Origin of the sequence: Sphingomonas zeicaulis (assembly GCF_050433225.1) — a bacterium.
Classification (GTDB): Bacteria; Pseudomonadota; Alphaproteobacteria; order Sphingomonadales; family Sphingomonadaceae; genus Sphingomonas_D; species Sphingomonas_D zeicaulis.
Map to the genome: position 1 here is coordinate 18,131 of NZ_JBNPXQ010000001.1, position 24,689 is coordinate 42,819.

The 24,689-nt window shown below is 66.2% G+C and carries 23 protein-coding genes; 17 read left to right on the top strand and 6 right to left on the bottom strand.

Features of this window, described 5'->3' with window-relative positions; genetic code table 11:
- The first annotated feature begins 78 nt into the window (after window positions 1–78).
- The 3 genes from FHS96_RS00075 to FHS96_RS00085 are packed head-to-tail and all read left to right on the top strand — an operon-like array spanning window position 79 to window position 4,645.
- Window positions 79–1,398 (top strand): dicarboxylate/amino acid:cation symporter, encoded by a 1,320-nt coding sequence (locus FHS96_RS00075; protein WP_429587127.1) that lies wholly within the window; start codon window positions 79–81, stop codon window positions 1,396–1,398.
- A gap of 30 nt (window positions 1,399–1,428) precedes the next feature.
- Window positions 1,429–3,006 (top strand): alginate export family protein, encoded by a 1,578-nt coding sequence (locus tag FHS96_RS00080; RefSeq protein WP_429587129.1) that lies wholly within the window; start codon window positions 1,429–1,431, stop codon window positions 3,004–3,006.
- A 25-nt stretch (window positions 3,007–3,031) separates the two neighbouring features.
- Window positions 3,032–4,645 carry an NAD-dependent malic enzyme gene (locus FHS96_RS00085; protein WP_429587130.1) on the top strand — a complete coding sequence of 538 codons (1,614 nt, stop codon included), beginning with the start codon at window positions 3,032–3,034 and terminating at the stop codon, window positions 4,643–4,645.
- Window positions 4,646–4,934: 289 nt separating this feature from the next.
- On the opposite strand, the gene FHS96_RS00090 is transcribed toward FHS96_RS00085, so the two are convergent.
- Window positions 4,935–5,756 carry a shikimate 5-dehydrogenase gene (locus FHS96_RS00090; protein ID WP_429587131.1) on the bottom strand — a complete coding sequence of 274 codons (822 nt, stop codon included), beginning with the start codon at window positions 5,754–5,756 and terminating at the stop codon, window positions 4,935–4,937.
- Between the two features lie 139 nt (window positions 5,757–5,895).
- Here FHS96_RS00090 and FHS96_RS00095 point away from each other — a divergent pair, with 139 nt between their 5' ends.
- The 5 genes from FHS96_RS00095 to FHS96_RS00115 all read left to right on the top strand — a co-directional run bounded on the left by FHS96_RS00095 (window position 5,896) and on the right by FHS96_RS00115 (window position 11,311).
- On the top strand, window positions 5,896–7,029 hold the full coding sequence (locus FHS96_RS00095; RefSeq protein WP_429587132.1) for a fumarylacetoacetate hydrolase family protein: 1,134 nt from the start codon (window positions 5,896–5,898) through the stop codon (window positions 7,027–7,029).
- A gap of 5 nt (window positions 7,030–7,034) precedes the next feature.
- On the top strand, window positions 7,035–7,805 hold the full coding sequence (gene xylB, locus FHS96_RS00100; RefSeq protein WP_429589556.1) for a D-xylose 1-dehydrogenase: 771 nt from the start codon (window positions 7,035–7,037) through the stop codon (window positions 7,803–7,805).
- 1 nt (window position 7,806) lies between these two features.
- The gene (locus tag FHS96_RS00105; protein WP_429587133.1) at window positions 7,807–8,664 is read left to right on the top strand and encodes an SMP-30/gluconolactonase/LRE family protein; all 858 of its coding nucleotides are present in this window, start codon (window positions 7,807–7,809) and stop codon (window positions 8,662–8,664) included.
- Window positions 8,665–8,708: 44 nt separating this feature from the next.
- Window positions 8,709–10,130, top strand: a complete 1,422-nt coding sequence (locus FHS96_RS00110; RefSeq protein WP_429587134.1) for a sugar porter family MFS transporter — start codon at window positions 8,709–8,711, stop codon at window positions 10,128–10,130.
- A gap of 167 nt (window positions 10,131–10,297) precedes the next feature.
- Window positions 10,298–11,311: an aldo/keto reductase gene (locus FHS96_RS00115; RefSeq protein WP_429587135.1), complete on the top strand. Its 1,014-nt coding sequence runs from the start codon at window positions 10,298–10,300 to the stop codon at window positions 11,309–11,311.
- A 19-nt stretch (window positions 11,312–11,330) separates the two neighbouring features.
- Here the strand turns inward: FHS96_RS00115 and FHS96_RS00120 are convergent, their stop codons facing one another.
- A complete protein-coding gene (locus FHS96_RS00120) occupies window positions 11,331–12,236 on the bottom strand; it encodes a LysR family transcriptional regulator (RefSeq protein WP_429587136.1) in 906 nt (301 codons plus the stop codon).
- Window positions 12,237–12,488: 252 nt separating this feature from the next.
- Between FHS96_RS00120 and FHS96_RS00125 the strand changes: the two genes are divergently transcribed.
- Window positions 12,489–14,120 (top strand): tetratricopeptide repeat protein, encoded by a 1,632-nt coding sequence (locus tag FHS96_RS00125; protein WP_429587137.1) that lies wholly within the window; start codon window positions 12,489–12,491, stop codon window positions 14,118–14,120.
- Window positions 14,121–14,303: 183 nt separating this feature from the next.
- Here the strand turns inward: FHS96_RS00125 and FHS96_RS00130 are convergent, their stop codons facing one another.
- Entirely contained in the window at window positions 14,304–15,401 is a 1,098-nt protein-coding gene (locus tag FHS96_RS00130) for an AI-2E family transporter (RefSeq protein ID WP_429587138.1), read from the bottom strand.
- A gap of 291 nt (window positions 15,402–15,692) precedes the next feature.
- Here FHS96_RS00130 and FHS96_RS00135 point away from each other — a divergent pair, with 291 nt between their 5' ends.
- Both FHS96_RS00135 and FHS96_RS00140 read left to right on the top strand, forming a co-directional pair.
- A complete protein-coding gene (locus FHS96_RS00135) occupies window positions 15,693–16,181 on the top strand; it encodes a hypothetical protein (RefSeq protein WP_429587139.1) in 489 nt (162 codons plus the stop codon).
- Window positions 16,182–16,300: 119 nt separating this feature from the next.
- The gene (locus FHS96_RS00140) at window positions 16,301–16,603 is read left to right on the top strand and encodes a hypothetical protein (protein ID WP_429587140.1); all 303 of its coding nucleotides are present in this window, start codon (window positions 16,301–16,303) and stop codon (window positions 16,601–16,603) included.
- Here the strand turns inward: FHS96_RS00140 and FHS96_RS00145 are convergent.
- Together FHS96_RS00145 and FHS96_RS00150 are read right to left on the bottom strand one after the other, a co-directional pair.
- Complete coding sequence (locus FHS96_RS00145; RefSeq protein WP_429589559.1) at window positions 16,591–17,259, bottom strand: substrate binding domain-containing protein; 669 nt, start codon at window positions 17,257–17,259, stop codon at window positions 16,591–16,593. The two genes, FHS96_RS00140 and FHS96_RS00145, sit on opposite strands and share 13 nt — an antisense overlap.
- Before the next feature lie 21 nt (window positions 17,260–17,280).
- Complete coding sequence (locus FHS96_RS00150) at window positions 17,281–17,505, bottom strand: LysR family transcriptional regulator (protein WP_429587141.1); 225 nt, start codon at window positions 17,503–17,505, stop codon at window positions 17,281–17,283.
- Window positions 17,506–17,990: 485 nt separating this feature from the next.
- Between FHS96_RS00150 and FHS96_RS00155 the strand changes: the two genes are divergently transcribed.
- The 3 genes from FHS96_RS00155 to FHS96_RS00165 all read left to right on the top strand — a co-directional run bounded on the left by FHS96_RS00155 (window position 17,991) and on the right by FHS96_RS00165 (window position 21,722).
- On the top strand, window positions 17,991–19,367 hold the full coding sequence (locus FHS96_RS00155) for an alginate export family protein (RefSeq protein ID WP_429587142.1): 1,377 nt from the start codon (window positions 17,991–17,993) through the stop codon (window positions 19,365–19,367).
- Window positions 19,368–19,449: 82 nt separating this feature from the next.
- A complete protein-coding gene (locus FHS96_RS00160) occupies window positions 19,450–19,755 on the top strand; it encodes a GNAT family N-acetyltransferase (protein WP_429587143.1) in 306 nt (101 codons plus the stop codon).
- A 158-nt stretch (window positions 19,756–19,913) separates the two neighbouring features.
- The gene (locus FHS96_RS00165) at window positions 19,914–21,722 is read left to right on the top strand and encodes an amidohydrolase (protein ID WP_429587144.1); all 1,809 of its coding nucleotides are present in this window, start codon (window positions 19,914–19,916) and stop codon (window positions 21,720–21,722) included.
- 277 nt (window positions 21,723–21,999) lie between these two features.
- On the opposite strand, the gene FHS96_RS00170 is transcribed toward FHS96_RS00165, so the two are convergent.
- Entirely contained in the window at window positions 22,000–22,638 is a 639-nt protein-coding gene (locus tag FHS96_RS00170) for a CPBP family intramembrane glutamic endopeptidase (RefSeq protein WP_429587145.1), read from the bottom strand.
- Window positions 22,639–23,230: 592 nt separating this feature from the next.
- On the opposite strand from FHS96_RS00170, the gene FHS96_RS00175 reads away from it, so the two are divergent.
- From FHS96_RS00175 to FHS96_RS00185, 3 genes are all read left to right on the top strand, one after another.
- On the top strand, window positions 23,231–23,881 hold the full coding sequence (locus FHS96_RS00175) for a hydrolase (RefSeq protein ID WP_429587146.1): 651 nt from the start codon (window positions 23,231–23,233) through the stop codon (window positions 23,879–23,881).
- A gap of 186 nt (window positions 23,882–24,067) precedes the next feature.
- Complete coding sequence (locus FHS96_RS00180; RefSeq protein WP_429587147.1) at window positions 24,068–24,457, top strand: hypothetical protein; 390 nt, start codon at window positions 24,068–24,070, stop codon at window positions 24,455–24,457.
- A gap of 42 nt (window positions 24,458–24,499) precedes the next feature.
- The gene (locus FHS96_RS00185) at window positions 24,500–24,628 is read left to right on the top strand and encodes a hypothetical protein (protein ID WP_429587148.1); all 129 of its coding nucleotides are present in this window, start codon (window positions 24,500–24,502) and stop codon (window positions 24,626–24,628) included.
- Window positions 24,629–24,689 lie beyond the last annotated feature (61 nt).

Here is a 24,689-nt window from a genome sequence, read left to right on the forward strand (position 1 = left end):
TTGGCCGCACGCCGGGTTCGCCGATGCTTGCCGCAACCGCCGGGAGACGCTGGCGGACAGAGGATGAAAGGCGCTCAGATGCTCGTAGCAACCGGATCGATCACGCCGTCAACGCCGCCCAAGCCGCGGCCCTGGTATGCCCATCTCTATGTGCAGGTGCTGGTCGCGATCGTCGCCGGCGTGCTGCTGGGGCATTTCTGGCCGGATCTCGGCGCGGCGCTGAAGCCGCTGGGCGATGCCTTCATCAAGCTGGTGAAGATGGTGATCGCGCCGGTGATCTTCCTCACCATCGTCACCGGCATCGCCGGGATGCGCGATTTGAAGGCGGTTGGCCGCGTCGCCGGCAAGGCCTTCGCCTATTTCCTGTTCTTTTCCACCCTTGCGCTGATCATCGGCATGGTCGTCGCCAATGTCGTGCAGCCGGGCGCGGGGCTCAACATCGATCCCGCCACGCTCGATGCGAGCAAGGTCAGCGACTATGCGGACAAGGCGCACGCCACCACGCTCACCGGCTTCCTGACCGGCATCATTCCCGACACGATGGTGTCGTCGCTGACCGACGGCAACATATTGCAGGTCCTGTTCGTCGCCATCCTGTTCGGCATCGCGCTGGCGATGAGCGGGGAGCGGGGCGACCGCGTGCTCGGCCTGCTCGAGGATGTGTCGGCGGCGGTGTTCCGCATGGTCGCGATCGTCATGAAGGCGGCGCCGATCGGCGCGTTCGGCGCGATGGCCTTCACGATCGGCAAATATGGCGTCGGCAGCCTCGCCAACCTCGCGGCGCTGGTCGGCACCTTCTACCTCACCTCGCTGCTGTTCGTGCTCGTCATCCTGGGCGGCGTGGCGAAGGCCTGCGGCTTCTCGATCCTGAAGCTGATCGCCTATCTGAAGGCGGAGCTGCTGCTGGTGCTCGGCACCTCTTCCTCCGAAAGCGCGCTGCCTGCGCTCATCGAGAAGATGGAGCGCGCCGGCTGCCCCAAGTCGGTGGTCGGCCTCGTCGTGCCCGCGGGCTATTCGTTCAACCTCGACGGCACCAACATCTACATGACGCTGGCCGCCCTGTTCATCGCGCAGGCGACCGGGGTGGAACTGACGATTGGCCAGCAGGTGTTGCTGCTCGGCGTCGCGATGCTCTCGTCGAAGGGTGCCGCGGGCGTGACCGGCGCGGGGTTCATCACCTTGGCCGCGACGCTGTCGATCGTGCCGACGGTGCCGGTCGCGGGCATCGCGCTGATCCTGGGCGTCGACCGCTTCATGAGCGAGTGCCGCAGCCTCACCAACTTCATCGGCAATGCGGTGGCGACGGTCGTCGTCTCGCGCTGGGAGGGCACGCTCGACCGGGCGCAGCTCGCAAAGACGCTGTCGGGTGCGCCTGCCCCCGTCGCCGTCCACGCCTGATCCGGCGCTGACCAAACGGAGTTTTCGCATATGTCGAAGACCGTTCGCCGGCTGCGCGCAGCAGCCGGAACCGCCGCCCTGTCGCCGCTGGCCTTACTGGCAGCGACCCAGCCCTCCGCCGCGCAGGCGGTGATCGCCCGCAGCGCCGAATCGCCGATCGTCGTGCTCGCGCGCAGCGCCGATGCCGGCATCCCGCCATCGGAAAGCGGGCAGACGCGGGAGCCGGCGACGCCGATCGCCACATCCTATCCCGCCGAGGCGGCGGGGGACGGCAACACCAGCGCCGGCTACAATCTGTCGCGCTGGGCCGAGGACTGGACCAAGTATCGCGACCCCGCGAAACGCGACGATTTCCTCGACCGCCTGAAATATCTGCCCCTCGACGATGATGGCGACGTCTATGTCACCTTGAGCGGCGAGGCGCGGCTGCGGGTGAACCTCACCACCAACCCCGGGCTGCGCAAGGCGCCGCATCAGCGGCAGGATATCCTACGCCTCGTCGGCGGGGCGGACGTGCATGTCGGCAAGCATCTGCGCTTCTATGGCGAGATCGCGCATGGCGGGCTGGACGGGCGCAACCTCGGCACGCCCGCGGCGACATTGCGCAACGACCTGATCGTTCAGCAGAGCTTCGCCGAACTGAATGGCGAGGTCGGCGGGCTCACCATCGGCGGGCGTTACGGCCGGCAGGAGTTCACCGACGGTCCCAACCTGCTGGTCTCGCAGCGCGACAACAACGCGATCCGCTTCGTGCTGAACGGTGCGCGCGGCTGGGTACGCGGCAAGGCGCTGCGGCTCGACGCGTTCGATTTCAAGCTGACGCGCTTCGGCGATGGCGGCACCGGCGACGACAAGGTCGACGATGGCCGGCGCTTCTCCGGCGTTACCGCCGGCGTGGTCATCCCGCGCGACTGGCTCGGCGGCTCCAAGCTCTATTTCGATCCGTTCGTCTGGCGACTGCGCACCGACGCGGCGACCTGGGGGGCGACCACCGCGCGCGAGGAGCGCAATTATGTCGGCGCGCGGCTGTGGGGTGATGTCGGCCGGCTGACGATCGACTGGACGGTGAACCATCAGGGCGGCGATTTCGACGGGCGCGAGATCGACGCGACCCAGGTGTTGATGGCGCAGACCTATCGCCTGGGCGCGGCCTCGACTGCGCCGCGCATCGGCTTCCACGCCGATTATGCCAGCGGCGGGGGCGGTGCGGACGGGCAGGGCAAGCTGAAGGCGGCGTTCTCGCCCTTCGGCAACAACATCTATTACAGCTATGCGCTGTTCCTGACCCCGACCAACCTGAAGGCGATCGCCCCCAATTTCACCTTCCAGCCGGTCAAGCGCCTGCGCGCGACGGTGGAGTATCAATGGACCTGGCGGGCCAACCAGAATGACGCGGTCTACCGAGCCAACGGCACCGCGTTGCCCGGCACGCAGCTCGTGCCCGGCAGCAAGGTGGCCGAGGTGGCGCGGGCGCAACTCGTCTGGTCCATCTCTCCGAGGTTGAGCGCTACCATGCGCCTGGAGTATCTGCGCGCGGATACCGTGCTGCGTCGCGCCGGTCTGAGGGATTCCGCCTTCGCCGCCGGCTGGCTCAGTTTTCGATTCTAACGCTTTCTGCAGGAGGCCCCCCGATTTGTCCCGCGCGCGCGAACTGCTGTCCGATCCCCTGACCAATAAAGGCACCGCCTTCACCGAGGAGGAGCGCGACCGGTTCCGTCTGCACGGGCTGCTGCCACCGCATGTCGGCACGCTGGAATCGCAGATGGACCGGCGCTGGCGCGCGCTGGGCGCGCTGCCTGACAATTTCCAGCGTTACTCCTTCCTGCGCGACCTGCAGGACAGCAACGAGATCCTGTTCCACGCGCTGGTCGCGAACAATATCGAGGCGCTGCTTCCCATCGTCTACACGCCCACGGTGGGCGAGGGGTGCCAGCGCTTCTCCGAGATCTGGCGGCGGCCGCGCGGGTTGTTCCTGAGCTATCCGAACCGCCATCGCATCAAGGAGATGCTGGCGGATCCCGCCTATGACCGCGTGCGCGCGATCGTGGTCAGCGATGGCGAGCGCATCCTGGGGCTGGGCGATCAGGGCGCGGGCGGCATGGGCATCCCGATCGGCAAGCTGGCGCTCTACACCGCGTGCGGCGGCTTCCATCCGGGTGAATTGCTGCCGATCCTGCTCGATGTCGGCACCGACAATGCCCGGCTGCGCGACGATCCGCTCTATATCGGCTGGCGGCACGAGCGGGTGCGCGGGCCCGATTATGACGCGTTCGTCGATGAATTCGTGGCGGCGGTGGCGGAGCGCTGGCCGGGCGCGCTGCTGCAGTGGGAGGATTTCGCCGGCGCCAACGCGGCGCGGCTGCTCGATCGCCACCGCGACCAGTTTCTGAGCTTCAACGACGATATCCAGGGCACCGCGGCGGTGGCGGTGGGCACCTTGCTGAGCGCGATGCGGCGCACCGGGCGGCCGTTGTCGGCGCAGCGCATATTGCTGTTCGGCGCGGGGGCGGCGGGCACCGGCATCGGATCGCTGCTGATCGCGGCGCTGCGCGCCGAGGGGCTGGACGAAGCGGCGGCGCGTGCGGCGATCTGGGCAATCGACCGCGACGGGCTGATTCGCGAGGGCGCCAACCAGGTCAGCGAGGCCGCGCGCCGCTTCGCGCGGCCGGCGGGCGAGGCGGACGATCTCGCCGATGCGGATCTCGCGACGATTATCGCCCGGGTGGCGCCGACGGTGCTGATCGGCGTCTCCGGCCAGTCCGGCGCGTTCAACGAGGATGCGGTGCGGGCGATGGCGGCGGCGGTGGAACGGCCGATCATCTTCCCGCTTTCCAACCCCGCGAGCCATGCCGAGGCCCGCCCCGACATGCTGACCGAATGGACCGACGGCCGCGCGATCATCGGCACCGGCAGCCCCTTCCCGCCGGTCAAGGCCGCGCTGACCCCGGTCACGCAGGTCAACAACGTCTACATCTTCCCCGGCGTCGCGCTCGGTGCGCTGGCAGCGGGCGCGCGCGGCGTGAGCGACGCGATGTTCATGGCCTCCGCCCGCGCGCTGGCGGAGGCGGCGGACGGCGCCGCCGCGCTGCTGCCGCCGGTGACCGCGCTGCGCGACGTGGCGCTGACGGTGGCGACCGCGGTTGCACAGCAGGCGGTGGCGGACGGGCTGGCGACGGTGGAGACCGACGACTGGCGCGGCCGGATCGCGGCGATGATGTGGACGCCGGAATATGCGGCGGCGGGGTGAGTGACCGAACTCCCCTTCCGCGCTTGCGGGAGGGGTAAGGGGGAGGGCCCGGCCAGGGTCGCAACCACAAGTGTGGCGGGTTCTCCCCCGTCCCGTTCTCTTTCCTCCCAGTCGCGGTCTTGGATTCCTCTTCCTCCGTTCGTCCCGAGCGTAGTCGAGGGACGAGTCACACGAAGATAGTTTGAGATTTCGGCGCGTGCCCCCTCGTCCCTCGACTGCGCTCGGGACGAACGGAGGGTGGGATATGCGCTGCACCATACTCCCTTCTGCAAGCGGGAGGGCACGCTCGCTACCCCCGCGCGAATGTCGCTGCCGCTTCCACCTGCGCCGCGCTCGGCCGCACCCCCGTATACAGCACGAACTGGTCCAGCGCCTGCAGCGCCGCCACCTCTGCGCCGGAGATCGTCACCTTGCCCGCCGCCCGCGCCGCCTTCAGCAGCGGGGTTTCCGCGGGCATCGCGACCACGTCGAACACCGCTGCCGCCGCGGCGATCGCGCCTTCCGAAAAGGCCAGCGCGTGGGCATCGCCGCCGGCCATGCCGAGCGGGGTCGCGTTGATCAGCAGCGCGGCGTTTCCCGCTTCCTCGGGCATTGCGCGCCAGGCGAAGCCATAGGCTTGCGCCAGCGCGCCGCCGACTGCGGCGTTGCGGGCAACGATTGTGCCTTCGCCAAAGCCGGCGTCGCGCAGCGCCGCCGCGACCGCCTTCGCCATGCCGCCGCTGCCGCGGAGCTGGAACGGCGCCGCACGATCGAGCCTGGCGCCCTCAAGCAAGGTTCTGACCGCGGTATAATCGGTGTTGTAGCCGGTCAGCCGGCCATCCTCATTGACGATGGTGTTGACGCTCTCGATCACCGCCGCCGACGGCTCCAGCCCGTCGAGCATCGGGATCACGCGTTCCTTGTAGGGCATCGAGACCGCGCAGCCGCGGATGTCGAGCGCGCGGATGCCGGCGATGGCGGCGGCGAGATCGCGGGTGGTGAAGGCCTTGTAGACATAGTCCAGCCCGAGCTGCTCGTAGAGATGGTTGTGGAAACGCGAGCCGAAGGTGCCAGGGCGGGCGGCGAGCGACATGCACAGCCGGGTGTCGCGGCCGATGCTGGTCTTGGACATGGTCATTCTCCCTGGTGAAAGCAGCTTGCGAATATTTTTCGTTTCGCGGGCGGCCGGTACTAGCCGGAACCGTTCGCGCTTGACAGAATAGCGCATATATCGTTGGTAGCGCTATCAACGAGCGTCGAGCGGAGGGGACATGACCGGCGAAAGCGGCGCATCAGCGTCGATCCTGCCTGTGGACTGGGAATCAGGCATTTTTCTCGGGCGCATAGCGACCCCCGAAGGCCCGACTCCGGTGCTCGTGATCGGTGGCGAACTGATCGATATGGCGCGCGTGGCGCCCACGGTTTCGGCCTTGGTCGAGGCCGGCGACTTTTCCGGCGCCGGCGGCACCGTGCTCGGCCGCTTCGATCCGAGCGCGGTCGACCTGCTCAGCCCCGTCGACCTGCAATGCGTCAAGGCGTGCGGCGTGACCTTCGCGGTCTCGGCGATCGAGCGCGTCATCGAGGAACGCGCGCGCGGCGACTGGTCCGCGGCGTCGGCGATCCGCGAGCGGCTGGAAAGCCGCGTCGGCGGCTCGATCCGCGCGGTGGTGCCAGGCACGCCCGATGCGGCCGAGCTGAAGGCGGCGCTGATCGAGGACGGGCTCTGGTCGCAATATCTGGAGGTCGCGATCGGCCCCGATGCGGAAGTGTTCACCAAGTCGCCCGTGCTCTCCACGGTGGGGGCGGGGGCCGAGATCGGCATCCGCTCCGACTCGACCTGGAACAATCCCGAGCCCGAAGTCGCGCTGCTGGTGAACAGCCATGGCAAGGCGGTCGGCGCGACATTGGGCAATGACGTCAACCTGCGCGACTTCGAGGGCCGCTCCGCGCTGCTGCTCGGCAAGGCGAAGGACAACAACGCCTCCTGCGCGCTGGGGCCGCTGGTGCGGCTGTTCGATGACGGCTTTTCGATCGACGATGTCCGCGGCGCCGAGGTGCGGCTGCGCATCGAGGGCGAGGATGGCTATGTGCTCGACGGCATCAGCAATATGGCCGAGATCAGCCGCGATCCGCTCGACCTCGTCCACCAGACGTTGAGCGAGCATCATTATCCTGACGGCTTCCTGCTGCTGCTCGGCACCTTGTTCGCGCCGGTGCAGGATCGTGACGAGCCCGGCCGCGGCTTCACCCACAAGGTCGGCGACATCGTCAGCATCGAAAGCGACCGGCTCGGCCGGCTGGTCAACCGCGTGGTCTATTCGGCGGATGCGCCGGCCTGGACGTTGGGCATCGGCGGCCTGTTCGCCAACCTCGCCGCGCGCGGGCTGATCGGGGGCACGAAGTGACGGCGATGGGGGCGGTGGAAGCCTCGCAGCGCACGCGCGCGCTCTATCCCAGCCTCGCCGGCAAGCGGGTGCTGGTGACGGGCGGTGCCTCCGGCATCGGCGCCGGGCTGGTCGAGGCGTTCGCGGAACAGGGCGCGCGCGTCGCCTTCGTCGATATCGACCAGGCTTCGGGCGAGGCGCTGGCGGCGCGGCTGGAAACCCCCTTGTTCCTCCCCTGCGACCTGCGCGACCTGACTGCGCTGAACGCATCGATCGAGGCGTTCTCGGGCGAGTTGGGCGGCATCGACGTGCTGATCAACAACGCCGCCAACGACGATCGCCACAGCTTCGAATCGGTCACACCCGAATATTGGGACGACCGGATGGCGACCAACCTGCGCCATCTGTTCTTCGCGGCGCAGGCGGTGGTGCCGGCGATGCGCGCGGCGGGCGGCGGCGTGATCATCAATTTCGGGTCGATCAGCTGGCATCTGGGGCTTCCCGAACTCGTCCTCTACCAGACCGCCAAGGCGGCTATCGAGGGGATGACGCGCAGCATGGCGCGCGATCTGGGCCGCGCGGGCATCCGCGTGACGACGATCGTGCCCGGCAACGTCCAGACGCCCCGGCAGGAACGCTGGTACACCCCCGAGGGCGAAGCGGAGATCGTTGCGGCGCAATGCCTGGATGGGCGCATCCAGCCGGCGGACGTCGCCGCACTTGCCCTGTTCCTCGCCTCGGACGATGCGCGTATGTGCACCGGACACGATTATTTCGTCGATGCAGGATGGAGATAGCATGAGCGCGGAACGGGTTCTGAAGGTCGAAGCGACGCTGGGCGAGGGACCCGTCTGGATCGAGGACGCGCTCTGGTTCGTCGACATCAAGAAGCAGCACATCCACCGCTTCGATCCGGCGACGGGTGAGGCGAAGCGCTGGGATGCGCCGGCGCAGGTCGGCTGGGTGCTGCCGTCGAAGACCGGGCTGATCGTCGGGCTCAAGACCGGCCTGCACCGCTTCGATCCCGAAACCGGCAGCTTCGCGCTGCTCCACAAGCCCGAACCGACCCGGCCCAACAACCGGCTGAACGACGCCACCACCGATTCGCTGGGCCGGCTGTGGTTCGGCAGCATGGACGATGGCGAAGGCGCGGTGACCGGCCATCTGTTCGGCTGCATCAAGGGCGTCTGCGCCGATACCGGCCTGCCGCCGGTGCCGATCACCAACGGCCCCGCGGTAAGCGCCGACGGTTCGACGCTCTACCACACCGATACGGTCGGTGGTGTGATCTGGCGCGTGCCGGTGGCGGACGACGGCGTGCTGGGCACGCCGGTGAAGCATATCGTGATCGACCAGAAGGATGGCCATCCCGACGGTTCGGTGATCGATGCGGAAGGTCATTTGTGGGTGGCGCTGTGGGGCGGCTGGTGCGTGCGGCGCTACGATCCAGCCGGCACGCTGGTGAGCACGCAGAAGCTGCCCGCGTCCAACATCACCAAGATCGCGTTCGGCGGCCCGGACCTGCGCACCGCTTATGCCACCAGCGCGCGCGCCGGGCTGGACGAAGCGGCGCTGGCCGCGCAGCCGGAGGCGGGCAATCTGTTCGCGTTCGACCCCGGCGTTGCCGGGCTGCCGGTCACGCCGGCCGATCTCTGAACCGCGGGCTGAACCAGATATAAGAAAGGGAAGGGTAGTAGAGGATGGCGACGACGGCGGGGCCCGAGGCGGCCAAGGTCAACATGGCATTTATTGCCGCCATCGTCGCCGTGGCGACGATCGGCGGTTTCATGTTCGGCTATGATTCGGGCGTGATCAACGGCACCCAGAAGGGGCTGGAGAGCGCGTTCGATCTGGGCAAGCTGGGCATCGGCATCAATGTCGGCGCGATCCTCGTCGGCTCGTCGATCGGCGCGTTCGGCGCAGGCCGGCTCGCCGACCGGATCGGCCGTCGCGGCGTGATGATGCTGGCGGCAGTACTGTTCCTCGTCAGCGCACTCCTGGCGGGCGCCGCCGATTCCTCCGCAGTGTTCATCATCGCCCGCATCATCGGCGGCCTGGGCGTGGGTGCCGCCAGCGTGATCTCCCCGGTCTATATTTCCGAAGTGACGCCGGCGGCGATCCGCGGGCGGCTTTCGAGCATCCAGCAGGTGATGATCATCACCGGCCTGACCGGGGCATTCGTCGCCAATTTCGCGCTCGCCCGCTATGCTGGCGGCTCCACCGCGGAATTCTGGATGGGCTTCCCGGCATGGCGCTGGATGTTCTGGCTGCAGGCGATTCCGGCGGCGATCTATCTGGTCGCGCTGTTCGTGATCCCCGAAAGCCCGCGCTACCTGGTGGTGAAGGGCCATGAGGAACAGGCCCGCGCGGTGCTGACCCGCCTGTTCGGCGCCGCCGAGGCGGACCGCAAGGTCAGCGAGATCCGCGCGTCGCTCGCCGCCGACCATCACCGCCCCAAGCTGTCCGACCTGGTCGACAAGGCCAGCGGCCGCATCCGCCCGATCGTGTGGACCGGTCTTGGCCTCGCCATCTTCCAGCAGCTCGTCGGCATCAACGTCGTCTTCTATTATGGCGCCACCTTGTGGGAAGCCGTCGGCTTTTCCGAGGATTATGCGCTGCAGACCAACATCCTTTCGGGCGTGCTCTCGATCGGCGCCTGCCTAGCGACGATGACCCTGGTCGACCGCATCGGCCGCAAGCCGCTGCTGCTGATGGGTTCGGCGGGCATGGCGGTGACCCTGGCGGTGGTCGCCTATGCCTTCTCCACCGCGATCCCCGCGGCGGATGGCGGCGTGACCCTGCCGGGCAACAATGGCGTGATCGCGCTGGTCGCCGCCAATCTCTACGTCGTCTTCTTCAACATGAGCTGGGGCCCGATCATGTGGGTCATGCTCGGCGAGATGTTCCCCAACCAGATCCGCGGCTCCGGCCTGGCGGTGGCGGGCTTTGCGCAGTGGATCGCCAATGCGGCGATCTCGGTGAGCTTCCCGTCGCTGGTGGTCTCGCCCGGCCTCGCGATCACCTACACCGGCTATGCGTTGTTCGCGGCGATCTCCTTCTTCTTCGTTCGCGCGATGGTGACGGAGACGCGGGGTCGCGAGTTGGAAGAGATGCAGGGCTAGGATTTTTAGCCCTCTCCCGCGAAGTGCGGGAGAGGGCTTGTTCATGAATTCATTTCCAAACTGATGCGAAGCTGCGCCCGCTACTGCGGCGCTGCGGAAGGCTTATTCTTTCCTCGTGGCCGGCGTAGAAAAGGACGTCGGCGAATCCGATTGGAAGGAATCGACCCATGGCTCTCAAGGATATTCTCCCCAGCCGGCTGGGCTTCGGCGCTGCGCCGCTGGGCAACATGTTTCGCGACATCCCCGAGGCGGAGGCGCTGGCGACGGTGGATGCGGCGTGGAACGACGGCATCCGCTATTACGACAACGCCCCCTTCTATGGCGCCGGCCTTGCCGAGATCCGCATGGGCGAAGCGCTCGCGGGCCGGCCGCGCGACGACTATGTCATCAGCACCAAGGTGGGCCGCCTGATCCTCGACGAGGTGGAGGATGTCAGCGCGCGCGATCTCGGCGAGAAGGGCGAGGTCTTCAAATATGGCCGCCCCAACCGGATCGTGAACGATTATTCCGAAGATGCCACGCTGCGCTCGATCGAGGACAGCCTGAAGCGCCTCGACACCGATCGCATCGAGATCGCCTGGGTGCATGACGTGGCGCAGGATTTCTATGGCGACGAGTGGCTGTCGATCTTCGAAAGCGCGCGCAACGGCGCGTTCAAGGCGCTCGACCGGCTGCGCGACGAGGGCGTGATCAAGGCATGGGGGCTGGGCGTCAACCGTGTTGAGCCGATCGAACTGCTGCTCGACCTCGAAGGGCCGCGGCCGGACGGCTTCCTGCTCGCGGGCCGCTACACCTTGCTCGATCATGATCGCGCGCTGCAGCGGGTGATGCCCAAGGTGGCCGAACGCGGCCTCGGCATCGTCGTCGGCGGGCCCTACAGCTCGGGCGCGCTCGTGGGTGGGCCGAACTTCGAATATGCCCCGGCGACGCCGGCGATCCTCGACAAGGTGGCGAGGATCAAGGCGATCGCCGACCGCCACGGCATCAGCATGAAGGCCGCGGGGCTGCAGTTCGCGCTCGCCAACCCGGCGGTGGCGGCGGTGATCCCGGGCGCCAGCCGGCCCGGTCGCATCGCCGAGGATAGCGCCGCGCTGAACGAGGTGATCCCCGCCGGCTTCTGGCGCGACCTTCGCGTAGAGCGGCTGGTGAACCCCGCGGCGCCGCTGCCGATCGAGGGGTAAACCCGAGCGCGCCGCGTCTTCAGCCTTCCGCGAGGAAGCGCTGGAGGCGCGGCACGGTGAAATCCAGGAAGGCGCGGACGCGCGCGGGCAGGAAGCGGGCGCCGCGGAACAGCGCGTGGATCTCGTCGCTCTCGGCGATCGCACTGTCGGGGAGCAGTTCGACGAGTTCGCCGCGCGCGATCGGGCCGCGGACATGATAGTCGGCGATGCGCGCGATGCCGACGCCGGCGATCGCCATCCGCCGCAGCGTGTCGCCATTGTTGGCCAGCAGCGATCCACTCAGCATCCGCTCCACGATCCGCCCGCCCTCGCGCATCGGCCAGACCGGGTTGGTGCGGCGGAAATTGAATCCCAGGCAGTTGTGGCCGACCAGATCCTCGGGCGTCTGCGGCACGCCGTGGCGCGCGAGATAGGCGGGCGCGGCGACGATCCGCCGCTGCGTCTCGCCGATGCGGCGTGCCATCAGGTTGGAATCGGGCAGCGCGCCGACCCGGATCGCGACATCGGTGCGTTCCAGATAGAGATCGACGACATCGTCGGACAGCGAGAGATCGATGCTGATGTTCGGGAAGGCTTCCCAGAAGGCAGGCAGCAGCGGTTCGAGCGCGGCGGTGCCGAAGGTGACGGAGGATGTCACCCGGATCAGCCCCTCGGGCGCGGCGCGATCCTGCACGATGAGCTGTTCGGTCTCGTCGATCTGGGCGAGCAGCGCCTGGCTGCGCTCATAATAAAATTGTCCCTCACCGGTGAGCGCCAGCCGCCGCGTCGACCGCTCGACGAGCCGCACGCCCAGCCGCGATTCCAGCCGCGCGATCAGCTTGGAGACGGTGGAGGGCGTCATCATCAACAGCCGCGCCGCTTCGGAAAAGCTGCCCGCTTCCACCACCCGAACGAACACCAGCATTTCGCCCGCGCGATTGTCCATGCGCGGGACTATGCGGGGTTTGGCGGAGCAAGGGTAGGGGGTGTCGGGCACCGCGGGGTACGGGCGGGGTTCTGCAAGGTGATGCAGCGCCGATCGCACTTGCTTGCACCGGCAAGTATCGCAAACATCCGTTCAGCAGAACGTCGCCTCTTCTTGTTGGCGGCAAAGCATATTTGCTGTCGAGAGAATCGTTGATAGCATCGCGGCAGAGCCAGTGAAGCGGGCCGGGGTTGGTGTGGAGGAGGATGACCGATGGTATCGACGGGCCGTGCGACCTTGCTCAGCCTTTCCCTGCCACTGATCTTGATCGCGGCGGCGGCAGCACCCGCAGCCGCGCAGCCCGACCTGCCGGTGAACGGCGATGGCCGGCCGATCAACACCGATGGTCGCGCGATCACCGTCGACGGCCGGCGCATGCCGCGGGCGGAGGCGCCGCGCTGGGCGACCTGCCAGGCGCTGGTGCGCAACCCGCATTTCGCCGCGGTCTCGGCGACGGCGGCGGAGCGCGGCGTGCTGGGGCCGGCGATCTTCGTGCCGACGCGGCTGCCGCGCAATCCGGACTATGCCGCGGCACCCGCAGTGCCGGCCGGATCGCCGCTGCCGGAGGTGGGGCGTTCGCGCTTCGCGGTGCCCGACATCATCCATGAAGGGCTGCAGCCCAGCGGCAGCGATGTCGGCGCGGGCGATCTGCCGGTGGAGGAGGGCGTGGCGCCCGCCAACCTGCAGAGCAATCGCGCGGCGAGCCTGGCCGCCTGCCTCGATGCCTACGCGCCGGGCGGCAGCCGTGGCGGCGTGCTGGGATCGCGCATGGCATCCGAACTGCGCGCTCGCGCCGGATCGGGCGCGCTCTATGGCGGGCCGACGCCGGGGCCCGGCGCCAATTTCGGCGGACGCGAAACCGTGGTGCGGCGGGATAACGCGCTGCCGGTGGCGTTCCTGCTGTTCGATCAGGGGCGCTATGCCGAGGCGCTCGCTTACTTCCACCGCGCGGCGGACAAGCTGCAACTGCGTGAGGGCGGGGACGAGGCGGCCTTGTTCATCGGCAAGCTCGAACTCGCCGGCTTCGGCAAGGATCGCGACCCCGCGCGCGCGGTGAAATGGCTGAAGAAGGCGGCTGAGGCGCCGTTCAACCCGATCATCGAAACCCCGGTGTTCGACCCCGCCGAGCCCGCGCTCAACACCGCGGTCGGCGAGGCGGCGGTGATCCTCGGCAATCTCTACGCCAATGGGCTGCACGGGCTGCCGAAAGATGCGGAGGAGGCGCGGCGCTGGTTCGCGCGCGCATCCGATGTGGGGCATGTGCCCGCCGCCAAGCTGGTGGGCGACATGTATTTCGACGGCATCGGCGCCGCGCGCAACCCGGCGAAGGCGGTCAGCTGGTACCGCAAGGCGGCCGGGCTCGACCTGCCCGCCGCGCAATATGCGCTGGCCGCGATCCTGTGGACGGGGGATGACGGCGTGAAGCCCGACCGCGACGAGGCTTTGGCCTGGTATCGCGCGGCGGCCCGCCACAACCATCCCGGCGCACTCTATGCGCTCGCCCGCGCACAGGATCTGGGGGAAGGCATGCCCGCCAACCCCGAACGCGCGATCACGCTCTACAAGGCGGCGGCGCTGGCCGGCGATGGCGCCGCGATGGTGGCGATGGGCACCTATTTCTATCGCGGTGAACAGGTGCCGCGCGATCATCACGCGGCGCGGCGCTGGTTCGAACAGGGCGCCCAGCGCGGCGATGCCGACGGCATGTTCAACCTGGCGGCGATGCTGCTACGCGGCGAGGGCGGCACCACCGACCGCCCCAAAGCCCGCGCACTGTTGCAACAGGCGGCGGCACTGGGGCTGGACAAGGCCCCGGCGGCGATCGCGGCGATGGGGACGAACTGAGGGGGGCGTTATTGCCCTCACCATCGCATGCGGGGGTGATGCCCACCTGACCGTCGGACGTGATGGCCTACCTCACCGTTCGTCCCGAGCGCAGTCGAAGGACGGCGAAACCTGCGCAATCGTTTGAAGCGGCTTTCGCGTGACTCGTCCCTCGACTGCGCTCGGGACGAACGGCGGAGGAGCCTATCCCGGCGGCGCATCCTCCACACCATCCGCATGCGCCTCCGCAGCATCGCGCTGCTCGGCCAATATCTGCCATGCGGTGATGAACAGCGCGCCGGCCAGCGGACCCACGACGATGCCGCTGAGGCCGATCAGGTCGATGCCGCCGAGCGTGGTCACCAGCACCAGCCAGTCGGGGATGCCGGTGTCGCGGCCGACGAGGATCGGGCGCAGGATATTGTCGGCAAGGCCGATCACCAGCACGCCCGAAAGGATCACGACGATCGCCTGCCAGATGTCGCCGATCGCGAAGAGATAGACCGCGACCGGCGCCCAGATGATCGCGGGGCCGACCGCGGGCAGCAGCGCCGCGATGGCCATCAGCAGGCCCCACAGCAGCGCCGCGGGCACGCCGACGATCGCGAAGGTGATCGCCCCCAGCGCGCCCTGCGCCACCGCGACCACGCCCGATCCCTTCACCGTCGCGCGCACCACCGCAACGAACTTGTCGGTCAGCCGCGCCGCCACGCCGCGCTCCAGCGGCAGCGCGCGCACGATCGCGGGGCCGATCTGCTCACCGTCGCGCAGCAGGAAGAAGGTGACGTAGAGCGCGACGCCGAACACCAGCAGGAAGGCCGCGGCATTGGCGCCGATCGAAAGCGCACGCTGCGCCAAGGTGCTGGCGCTGGCGCTGACCAGCTGGCTCAGCCGCCGCTGCGCCTGTTCGAAGCTGTCGAACCCGGAATTGTCGACGACATGCTGCACGCGCTGCGGCAGGGCATCGTGGATCTGCTCGAAATAATGGGCGAAGTCGATCTGCCCGGTACGGATCTGGTTGTAGACGCCGGCCGCCTGCTCGACGACGAGGCTGGCGATGGTCAGCGCCGGGATGACGACCGCGAAGGTGATGATCAGCATCGTTACCGCTGCCGCGGCATTGCGCCGCCCCGGCCAGCGTTCCAGCAGGCGCTGGAAGAGGGGCTGGAACAGCAGCGCCGCGAGCGCCGCCCAGAACAGCGCGCCGATGAAGCCCGACACGATCAGGATCAGCCCGATCGTGACGAGCATCAGCACCACGACCAGCCCGCCATTTTCTACCCGCTGCCGGGAAATCGTCATCCGTCTGTCCACCCTGCTCGTCGCCGCTGCGACCCGCCGGCCGCATCGCCGCTGCGATGCGCAAGCGGCGGGCGGCTGGCAAGCCGTTCGTTTCGGGATGGGAACGCCCGGGGCGGGGGATTGGCTCCGTGGGCACCGTCGACGGGCTGCGCCTGCATCCTGTTTCATATTATGTCCCCGAAACTCGGCTGTAGGCGCCGCCACTTTCCGATCGAACTTGAAGCGGCGGGCGGGGGCACTCTAGATGGGCCCCGGCCTGTAACCTGACGCCTGCCGGAGGTATTCGTACGCATGCATGTCCGCCTGACCTTTGCCACTCTGTGCGCGACCCTGCTTCTCCCCGCGGCTTCCGCTCCGGCGGCGGACAATCCCGTGGTCGGCGGCGCCCCGGTCCCCGCCTCGGGCGGCACCCGCGTGCTCGATCGCAAGGCGGCGCAGCGACTGCTCGCCAACAAGGGGCTGACGCTGCAATGGATAGACTGGAACACGCGCGGCACCGCTCGCGTCCGCGCCGACAGCAAGGGCTGGACCTTGCGCGGTTCGCAGGTGGCGAAGGGCGGCCCGGGCCGGCTGGAACTCGACGGCAGGATCACCGAGATCGGCAGCGACTATTTCATCTTCGTCGGCCGCATCAGCATCACCGACACGCCTGATGCTGGGCGATCCTGCGTGAAGGACAAGGAATGGCGCTTCGCCATCACCCAGAACCGCCCCTATTACCGCATGCGCGAGTTCGAATGGTGCGATGATCTGACGGATTATATCGATCTGCACTTTTAAGGGGGCGAAGCTACTGGTCGGCGCGCGAGGATCGTCAGAGATCTGCCTTCAAGCGCGGCGATTGCGCCGCTGCGCTGTAATGGAGCGGTGGCTTTCGGCTTCGCGCCCGACCGGATTGAATGATCGCTATTGGCGGCGGACTTTCCGGCCGGTCCGCTTTCGGCACGCGGGAGCCGGAAGAAGACGTCGTCCTGATCGTCAGCCGCCGGGTCTGTCCTTCCACCGCCGGTCGTTCGGCAATCACTCGGGCGAATGGCGTCTTGGCTCAACTGATTGAGCAGACGAACCCTATCGATCGTTTGGTGTTTCCAGCGCTCCGACGTGATTCGGCCCAGCCGTTCATCGTGCCGCTGAAACGCGTATCGGCATTTGTGCGACGCACTCGAACGACAGTCGATCGCTCGATCATCTACAGTGCATGAGCGCCTGGTTCGGTGCCTCCGAAGGTTTCGATAAGCAGCTCGGTGAGGATCCTGACCTTCCTGGCGGGGTGCTGGCTCGGTGGCCTTACGACGAACATGCCGGCTGGCGGGATGGGATGGCGCGTCATGATTTCCAGCAGCGCACCCGACCGGATGTGTTCCTCAACGAACTTTTCCGGAACGTAGGCAATGCCGATCCCTTCGAGAGCGGCCGAGACGAGCGACGCGCCATTGTCGGCCTTGAAGCGGCCATTGGGTCGGATCCTGACGATCTTCTCGCCGTGCATGAACTGCCAGGTCTCGGTGCTCTGCATGGTCACATCGTGCTGGAGAATATCGTTCGGTGTTTCCGGAGCGCCGTGCACATCGATATATTCAGGTGTGGCGACCAGCTTGCCGACAATCGGCCCGATCCGTCTTGCGATGAGGCTCGAATCCTCGAGGTGACCACATCGGATGCCGCAGTCGAACCCCTCGGCTACGAGGTCTACGAAGCGATCACTGTAGCAGGCATGAATATGAAGGTTCGGATATCGCCGCGCCAACTTCGCCAGCACTGGCGCGAAATGCGTCGGACCGAAGGTCAGTGGCGCAGCGATGCGAAGCCGCCCGCGAAGCTCGCCTGAGGGAAGGATGGTTTCCTTCGCGATATTGATGACTTCGCAGGCCTTTGCCGGCTAATCGCGAAACGTCGCGCCAGCTTCGGTCAGAGCCGCGCCGTGCGTCGTCCGCGCGAGCAACTGAACGTCGAGATCCTGCTCCAGCCGGGCCAGCCGGCGGCTGACAATTGACTTGGACACGCCCAGCCGGCGTGTCGCCTTCGTCACCCCTTTGGCGTCAGCGACCTCCACGAAGGTGCGCAGTTCCTCGATATCCATCTGCTGTTCCTGTTTCTGCGACACCGTGTGTCCTGGCTGGGGCCTGCCATAGCACAGAATGCGATGGCACTGTCCGTGTAGACGGTCGCTAAAGGCGAAGCTGCTACAGCACATTGTCTGCATAGATGGTTCAGAGGGAAGGTCGTGAGCTTGAACAATGGATCACTCTGCCAGTTATCGCGTAAATATGATGACATAGATACATTATACAGCGACAATTGTTCTGTCATCGGATTGTTTAGTGATGTTCTTCAGTGGATAATGCACATTGTCGCTGCGCTGAAGAAGTTGATAATATTTTCAGGTGCTGCGGTCATGCTCTTCCGCGTTCTCGATGGCCGCGCCGGTGGCCTGTTCAGGATGCGGCGGCCTTGCCTCGCTGTCATGGATGTGGCGTGCTGATGCTCACCGACTTCCTTCGAGGAGCCAGGAACAGAGGTCATCTGCAGTGCCGCAGGCGATCCCGGGCCGATAAGCTTCTGCCGATCGGCGCCTGGCGGCTGATCTCCGTGACCGCGGCCTCAGCCATGCCGTTCGCGGCCAATGGGCAGGTGACCACCGATCTTGAGCGTGCCCCGACCTTGACGATTGAGCGCTACTCGGAAGACTGGTCAGAGCTCGCCGACCTCGCAAACCGTTCGGGACGCTGGACCCAGCCCTTCAAATACATCCCGTTGAACGCGGGCGGGGCGGTCTACCTCACGACCGGCGTCGAGGCACGGACGCGCTACGAAGGCTATGAGAATGTGAACTGGGGCGCAGCCCCTGACGATGATTACATGTGGCACCGCCTGATGCCCTATGCCGACCTGCACGTCGGCAAGGTCCGCCTGTTCGTATCGCCGATCCTGTCCGCGATCACCGGCACGGATCGGCCGAAGGGAGTTGCGGACTCGACCGGCATCGACATGCAGCAGGCGTTCGTCGATGTGGTGCTCGACTTGCCGCGCGAGACGTCGCTCCGGCTGTCCGCAGGGCGCAAGCTGGTGTCGTTCGGGTCGGGACGCTTCATCGACCGACGCTATGGAACCGGCGTTCCGCTGCCGTTCGACGGGTTCGAGGCGATCGTCACCGGCAAATCGCGCCGCGTCACCGGGTTCTACCTTCGGCCGGTCGACACCAAGCTCGGAGATTTCGACGATCGCCGTTCGCGCAACAAGGCGGTCTGGGGCGCCTATTTCACGCAGTGGCTCGGTGCGGGGCACGCCACTGGCGTCGACCTCTATTACATCGGCCTGCGCGATCGGAACGCGGTGTATGATCAGGGCGCCGGCCGACAACGCGCGCACAGCTTCGGCATGAGGTTCTTCGGCGACGACGGCAGCTGGTACTGGAACGCCGAGGCGGCGATCCAGCGTGGCAGATTTGCCGGCTATCGCTCGGAGGCCTGGGGCGTGGGCGCCGAGACCAGCTATCGCTTTCGACACGCGCCGCTTAAGCCACAGCTCGGGCTCACCGCCGATATCGTCTCGGGAGATGACGACCCTGACGATCCCAGGCTCGGAACGCTGAACGCGCTTTTCCCGAACGGCAAATATTTCGGCGCGCTGTCACCGGTCGGTCCCCGGAACCTCATCCACCTTCGTCCGTCGACGACGATCCATCCGCACAAGACGCTGGCCGTGTCGCTGACCGGGGTGGCCTATTGGCGACAGAGCACCCGCGACGGGATCTACTCGATTCCCGGTTTCCTCGTCCGCAGCGGCAAGGACTGCGACGCGCGCTTCGTCGGCAAGCAACTCGAGCTTGCCACGAGCTGGCAGGCAACGCCGGAACTCAACATCACCGCCTCGCTCAGCGCGTTCGATCCGGGGCCGTTCATTCGCGCTACCGGGCCGGCCCGCACCATCAGGATGGCCGGCGCGCAAGCGACGTTCCGGTTCTGAGCGCCACGACGATGCGCCTCGCAGCGATCTTCTCAGCGGCGCCCATCGTGCGCAACGCCATCACCAAACGGGAGACCGCGACATGAACTTCGTGGAGGACAACCGCGCCGAGAGCCGCTTCGAACTGCCGATCGACGGCAGTCACGACGTCGCGGCCGCCTATTACCGGATGCACGCCAACCGATACGTCCTGACGCACACGATCGTGCCGGAAAGATTTTCCGGCCGCGGGCTCGGCACGCAACTGGCGCTCGGCGTCTTCGACGAAATCCGCGCGAGCGGCCGCAAAGTCATCCTGGTCTGTCCGTTCATGACCGCGTTCTACGCACGCCATCCAGAATATGCCGATATCGTCGAGGACCGGCTGGGCCTGAACGAGGCGCCATGAGCGACGGGCGGCTGCCGGGGATCACGAGCCGCAAGCGGGCGATCGCCCGTCGATCGCCGGGCTTTCCGGCACGCGGCGACATTTCGGCACCACAGACGCCCGCTCAGTGCCGGCGTCCAACCGATACATCATCAGGAAAGCAGCCGAGGAGGACCCATATGATCAAGACGCTCTTCATAGCAGTTGTGATGATCTCATCGATCTCCGCGGCGCGTGCCCAAGCGCCGCGGGAGGAAGCCGGGGCTGACCTGATCGTGATCAACGCCAGGATTTCGACGGGCAACCGGTCTCAGCCGGAAGCTTCGGCGCTGGCCGTCCGGAACGGACGAATCTTCTTCGTCGGCTCCGATGCGGATGCGCTCAGCCTGAAGGCGCCCGCGACCAAGATGATCGACGCGCACAGCCGCAGGATCATTCCCGGCATTGTCGACGCTCACATCCACGTCCTCAACGATCTGGCCTACAACCATAATATACGTTGGGATGGCGTGCGGACGTTGCGTCGTGCCGTGGCGATGCTGAGCGAACAGGCCGCGCGCACGCCCGAAGGCCAATGGGTGAAGGTGATCGGGGGTTGGTCTCCTTACCAGTTCAAGGAGAACCGCTTCCCGACGCTGGCCGAGCTCAGCAGGGCCGTGCCGGATCGCCCGATGATCGTGCAATATGCCTACAACCAGGCCTTCCTGAACAAGCAGGCGATGGAAGCCCTCGGCGTCGGGACCGACAAGTTCCCGAAGCTGCCCGACGTCGAGATCGAGAAGGACGGCCGCGGCAATCCGACCGGCATCGTCCGCGGCTACACCTGGTTGTTCCTTGCTCTCGAATCCATGGTGCCGCAGCCGACGATGGACGAGCAGGTGAGTTCGATGATCTACAGCATCCGCGGCCTGAACCGGTTCGGCGTGACCGCGATCGTCGACAATGGCGGTCGGTGGCCCTATCCCGAGGCCCAGTCGCGGGTCGCGGTCCTGACGCGCGACGATCGCCTGAATGTTCGCATGCCGTTCGTCGACCTGCAGCTCGGCGATGGCGGTGCGGTCAACATGGTGGACCTCGAAGTCGAGGCGATCACGAAGACGGCGCCGATCAGTCCCGGAGAGAATCTGTATCCCGCGCTGGCGCACGGTCATGAGTATAGGGGTGCCGGCGAAGTACTGGGCGGCGAGGTGCATGATCACGAAAATTTCGATCGCCCCACGCTTGTGATCGAGCCCGAAAAGATGCGACGATTCGTCGCGCAAGACGTGGCGAAGCTGGTGCAGCGGCGCATTCCTTTTCGCCTTCACATCAGCTACAACGAGAACATCACGCCGTTTCTCGACGCCCTGGAGAAGATCAACGAATCCACCCCGCTCGACGGCTTGAGGTGGAGTCTCGAGCATGCCGAGACGATCACTCCGGAAAACATCGCGCGGGTGAAGAAGCTCGGCGGCGGCATCGCCCTCGATGGCAAGATGGCCGTGCACGCGGACGGTTTCATCAAGACCCATGGTCGTGAAAAAGCGCTGCAGACGCCGCGCCTGCGTACGCTCGTGGATAGCGGCATTCCGCTGGCCATGACCAGCGACGCGTTCCGGGCCGGCACATACAATCCATGGGTGATCATCAGCTGGATGGTATCCGGCAAATCCGTGTCCGGATCGGAGGCGTTGGCCAGGGACAACCGCCTTTCACGCGCTGAGGCACTGAAGCTGTACACGCGGGGTGGCGCATGGTTCATGAATGCGGAGGCCGAGGTGGGCGCCATCGCCCCCGGCAACCTGGCCGACTTCGCGGTACTCGACCGTGACTATTTCTCCGTGCCGGAGGACCAGATCAAATCCATATCCTCCGTGCTGACCGTCATGAATGGCAAAGTCGTGTTCGGCGCCCTGGAATATAGCGATCAATCACCGAAACTGCCCGAGCCGCTCCCCGCCTGGTCGCCCGTAAGATATTACGGAAACGGCTATGACGAAGCAAAGTGACTGGACCGGCATCTGATTGACGGATGCGCATGATCAATGGCTCCGCAATGTATCAGCTGACCGCCAGCGCATCGGGTTCGCCCTGATGCGCTGGTCGATAGCTCACCTGGAAAGACGCCATCGAGAAAGGCAATTCATCGCGGCGCTAGGCCGCCGTCCGCCGGATCGTCCGCGACCGCTGATCTTGGTATTCGGCGGACAGGCGATGCCGGCAGAGGGTCATGAGGGCACATCCGGCAAATCAATACGGCAACCTGGCTGCCGGTCCCGCCCCGGATCAAGCCCAGCCGAGGTAGAGCATTCCGATACCGAAGCTGTCGATCAAAGCATGCGCAAGGATCATCGCCCAGAGGTTGCGGCCGCTACGGAACCAGGCCCAGCCGAACACCACGCCGACCAGGCCGGTTGTGATGATCCCGTTCGCACCTTGTATGAAATGCCCCAATCCAAACAGCGCGCCGCCGAGCAGGATGGCAATCCAACGCGAACGAGCGCTCGTTCCCAGCAATTCGGAAAGTTGGTACAACAGAAAACCGCGAAAAAGGATCTCCTCTCCAAAGGCGGCGCTGGTAAGCGCGAGCCCAAGCAGTTTGAGGGCGGCTTCAGCATTTCCAGCCAGCGCCCCATAGCCACTGAGGTCGCTGTGGACGCCCATCAGCTTTTCGATCAGAATATCGTAGACCAGACCTGCAGCGACAACGCCAATTGCGACGCCACCGCCCCACATCAGGGTCGGGACAAGGCGCTGCCGCCCCAGGCCGATCGGCCGCAGTTCGCGTGCTTCCAGAAGCACCCAGATCAATGCGGCGAAGGCGAGCACCAAAACACGGTAGGGGATGTTGAGGGGGCCAAACAGCAAAGCGATCAGCAGCGCTACCGCGAGGCATCGCGCTGGCGTACTCTTCAGGATTTTCATGATCTATTCGTGCCTTGTCATGCCGTTGGGTAGGCAACGGAGTGGGCGCGCTTGATGTACGGGCAAGTAGCCCGCACCGCGATCCGGTCGCCGCGCCACTTGCCCGCATGTCTGCACAGTTGCGGCGCATGTGACACCGCGGCCGGCGGCATGGTAGTGCCGGATCAAGCGTCTCAGTGTTGCCGTTTCGGGAACACCTGATGGGCTACCGCGCCTTCCTCTCGGGCCCTGACAGGAGATTGCGGCGTGATACTGATTTCCAAGCACCTTTCGGCTGCATGATCGCGAAACGTCGTCCGCGCGCGCACCTGCATTCCGAGATCGGCCTGGAGCGTCGCGGGTCGCCGTGAGACGATCGATTTGAAGAGGCCCAGCCGAAGCGCGGCAGCCGTTACGCCTTCGGCATCGGCAACCTCCACCAGCCTTCGCAATGCTTCGATATCCGTGCTTGCGTTCCCCCGTGCGCAACACAGCTGCGCAGGAGGCGATGCTATCGCGGTGAATCGCGCAATGGCAAACCTTCCCGAGGCGCTGACGGTACCGGTTCGGGTCTTCAGCGATCTGCTCAGCTCGACCACTGCAAGGAATCGAAATGACTTTCCGCAACGGCCTCGACTCGCTTCTCCGTCCCGAAGATTCGGTGCTCGTCCTCATCGACCACCAACCCTATCAACTCGCGAACCTCAACAGCCATGACCCACAAATGGTCGTCAACAACACGACCGGCCTCGCCAAGGCGGCCAAGGTCTTCGGGGTACCCACCATCCTGACCAGCGTCATCGCTGCGCGCGGGGGCAAGCTGTTCCCCTCGATCACAGAGGTTTTCCCGGATCAGGAAGTCATCGACCGGACGTTCATCAATACCTGGGAAGACAAGGTTGCGGTGGACGCCGTCAAGGCGACCGGCCGCAAGCAGTTGATCATTGCGGGACTGTGGACCGAAATCTGCGTTGCCATGCCGGCGATCCAGGCAGCCGGCGAGGGATGGGACGTCACCGTGATTACGGATGCCTCCGGAGGCACCTCGCTCGAGGCGCATCAGGTCGCCATCCAGCGTATGATCGTAGCGGGCTGCAACATGATGACATGGGTCGCGCTCGCGGCCGAATGGCAGCGTGACTGGGCCCGGGCCGAAACCGCCGAGAAGCTGAACGTGGCAATGGGGCCTCACGCTGCCGGCAGCGGCATCGCCTATTTCTGGGAGCAGCAACTCCTCAATACACCCGTGGCGACCGCGGGCTGATAAGACCGGGGCGGCGGGACAAACCCAGCGCGCTGCTCGATGGAGCGTGCCCGGTGCGCACCCGCCGGCCCGACCCGCGCTCGACATCGGCCATGTTCGTTTCATGGCCACGTCCGTCGCTTACGCCATGTTCGCGCAACCTTCAGATGTTTCTCAGGCGACGGCTGGCACCGTGCCGGGCCGGTGATGGGCGGTTCGCCTGTCGCGAAACCGATTACTGGCAAAAAAGGAAGTGGTATGATCAAGAGCCGTTTCGCGGCGTTGCGCACAGGGGTGACATCGACTGGTCTGCTTGCCATTGCCGCCCTTGTCGTCGCCATGCCTCCTGCGCATGCCGAGGGCCGCAAGCAGCGCGAGGACGCGCGCACCTGCGCGGGTTTCGGGTTGCGCTATGGCACGCCCGCCTATGGCGAATGCATGCTGGAGCAGCAGCGCCGACGCGACTTCAAGCGCCAGAAGACGTTGGAGGAAATGGCGCTGACGTCGCAAATCGCCAAGGACGGGCAGATCATGGCCGAGCGTGCGCGTCGGCAGCGCTGTGATCGCAATCCGGACCGTCGCGAATGCCATCGCTGAGCTGAGCTTTTCGGCAGAGAGCCACAGCACGCCGCCGCTCGCTTGAGGATCGACGACGGAGAGGTGGTGCTCTCGTCCGGCGCACCCGCCTTCGCGGCCGGGGCGGTCGGCGGCTCCCTCGACTTCCCAATTTGGGAGGAAGGCTGCATCACCATCAACTATCCTGTCTGAATATAGTGCATGGAGAGGTAGCCTAGACATGCGAGCGGTAACTGTGGTCGGGTCCGAGGGC

What these genes read in the sequence shown, in the direction of transcription:
- FHS96_RS00075 (WP_429587127.1), top strand. Translation starts at nt 79, where the DNA reads ATGCTCGTAGCAACCGGATCGATCACGCCGTCAACGCCGCCCAAGCCG.
- FHS96_RS00080 (WP_429587129.1), top strand. Translation starts at nt 1,429, where the DNA reads ATGTCGAAGACCGTTCGCCGGCTGCGCGCAGCAGCCGGAACCGCCGCC.
- FHS96_RS00090 (WP_429587131.1), bottom strand. Translation starts at nt 5,756, where the DNA reads ATGTCCAAGACCAGCATCGGCCGCGACACCCGGCTGTGCATGTCGCTC.
- FHS96_RS00095 (WP_429587132.1), top strand. Translation starts at nt 5,896, where the DNA reads ATGACCGGCGAAAGCGGCGCATCAGCGTCGATCCTGCCTGTGGACTGG.
- xylB (WP_429589556.1), top strand. Translation starts at nt 7,035, where the DNA reads ATGGGGGCGGTGGAAGCCTCGCAGCGCACGCGCGCGCTCTATCCCAGC.
- FHS96_RS00105 (WP_429587133.1), top strand. Translation starts at nt 7,807, where the DNA reads ATGAGCGCGGAACGGGTTCTGAAGGTCGAAGCGACGCTGGGCGAGGGA.
- FHS96_RS00110 (WP_429587134.1), top strand. Translation starts at nt 8,709, where the DNA reads ATGGCGACGACGGCGGGGCCCGAGGCGGCCAAGGTCAACATGGCATTT.
- FHS96_RS00115 (WP_429587135.1), top strand. Translation starts at nt 10,298, where the DNA reads ATGGCTCTCAAGGATATTCTCCCCAGCCGGCTGGGCTTCGGCGCTGCG.
- FHS96_RS00120 (WP_429587136.1), bottom strand. Translation starts at nt 12,236, where the DNA reads ATGGACAATCGCGCGGGCGAAATGCTGGTGTTCGTTCGGGTGGTGGAA.
- FHS96_RS00125 (WP_429587137.1), top strand. Translation starts at nt 12,489, where the DNA reads ATGGTATCGACGGGCCGTGCGACCTTGCTCAGCCTTTCCCTGCCACTG.
- FHS96_RS00130 (WP_429587138.1), bottom strand. Translation starts at nt 15,401, where the DNA reads ATGACGATTTCCCGGCAGCGGGTAGAAAATGGCGGGCTGGTCGTGGTG.
- FHS96_RS00135 (WP_429587139.1), top strand. Translation starts at nt 15,693, where the DNA reads ATGCATGTCCGCCTGACCTTTGCCACTCTGTGCGCGACCCTGCTTCTC.
- FHS96_RS00140 (WP_429587140.1), top strand. Translation starts at nt 16,301, where the DNA reads ATGATCGCTATTGGCGGCGGACTTTCCGGCCGGTCCGCTTTCGGCACG.
- FHS96_RS00160 (WP_429587143.1), top strand. Translation starts at nt 19,450, where the DNA reads ATGAACTTCGTGGAGGACAACCGCGCCGAGAGCCGCTTCGAACTGCCG.
- FHS96_RS00165 (WP_429587144.1), top strand. Translation starts at nt 19,914, where the DNA reads ATGATCAAGACGCTCTTCATAGCAGTTGTGATGATCTCATCGATCTCC.
- FHS96_RS00170 (WP_429587145.1), bottom strand. Translation starts at nt 22,638, where the DNA reads ATGAAAATCCTGAAGAGTACGCCAGCGCGATGCCTCGCGGTAGCGCTG.
- FHS96_RS00175 (WP_429587146.1), top strand. Translation starts at nt 23,231, where the DNA reads ATGACTTTCCGCAACGGCCTCGACTCGCTTCTCCGTCCCGAAGATTCG.
- FHS96_RS00180 (WP_429587147.1), top strand. Translation starts at nt 24,068, where the DNA reads ATGGGCGGTTCGCCTGTCGCGAAACCGATTACTGGCAAAAAAGGAAGT.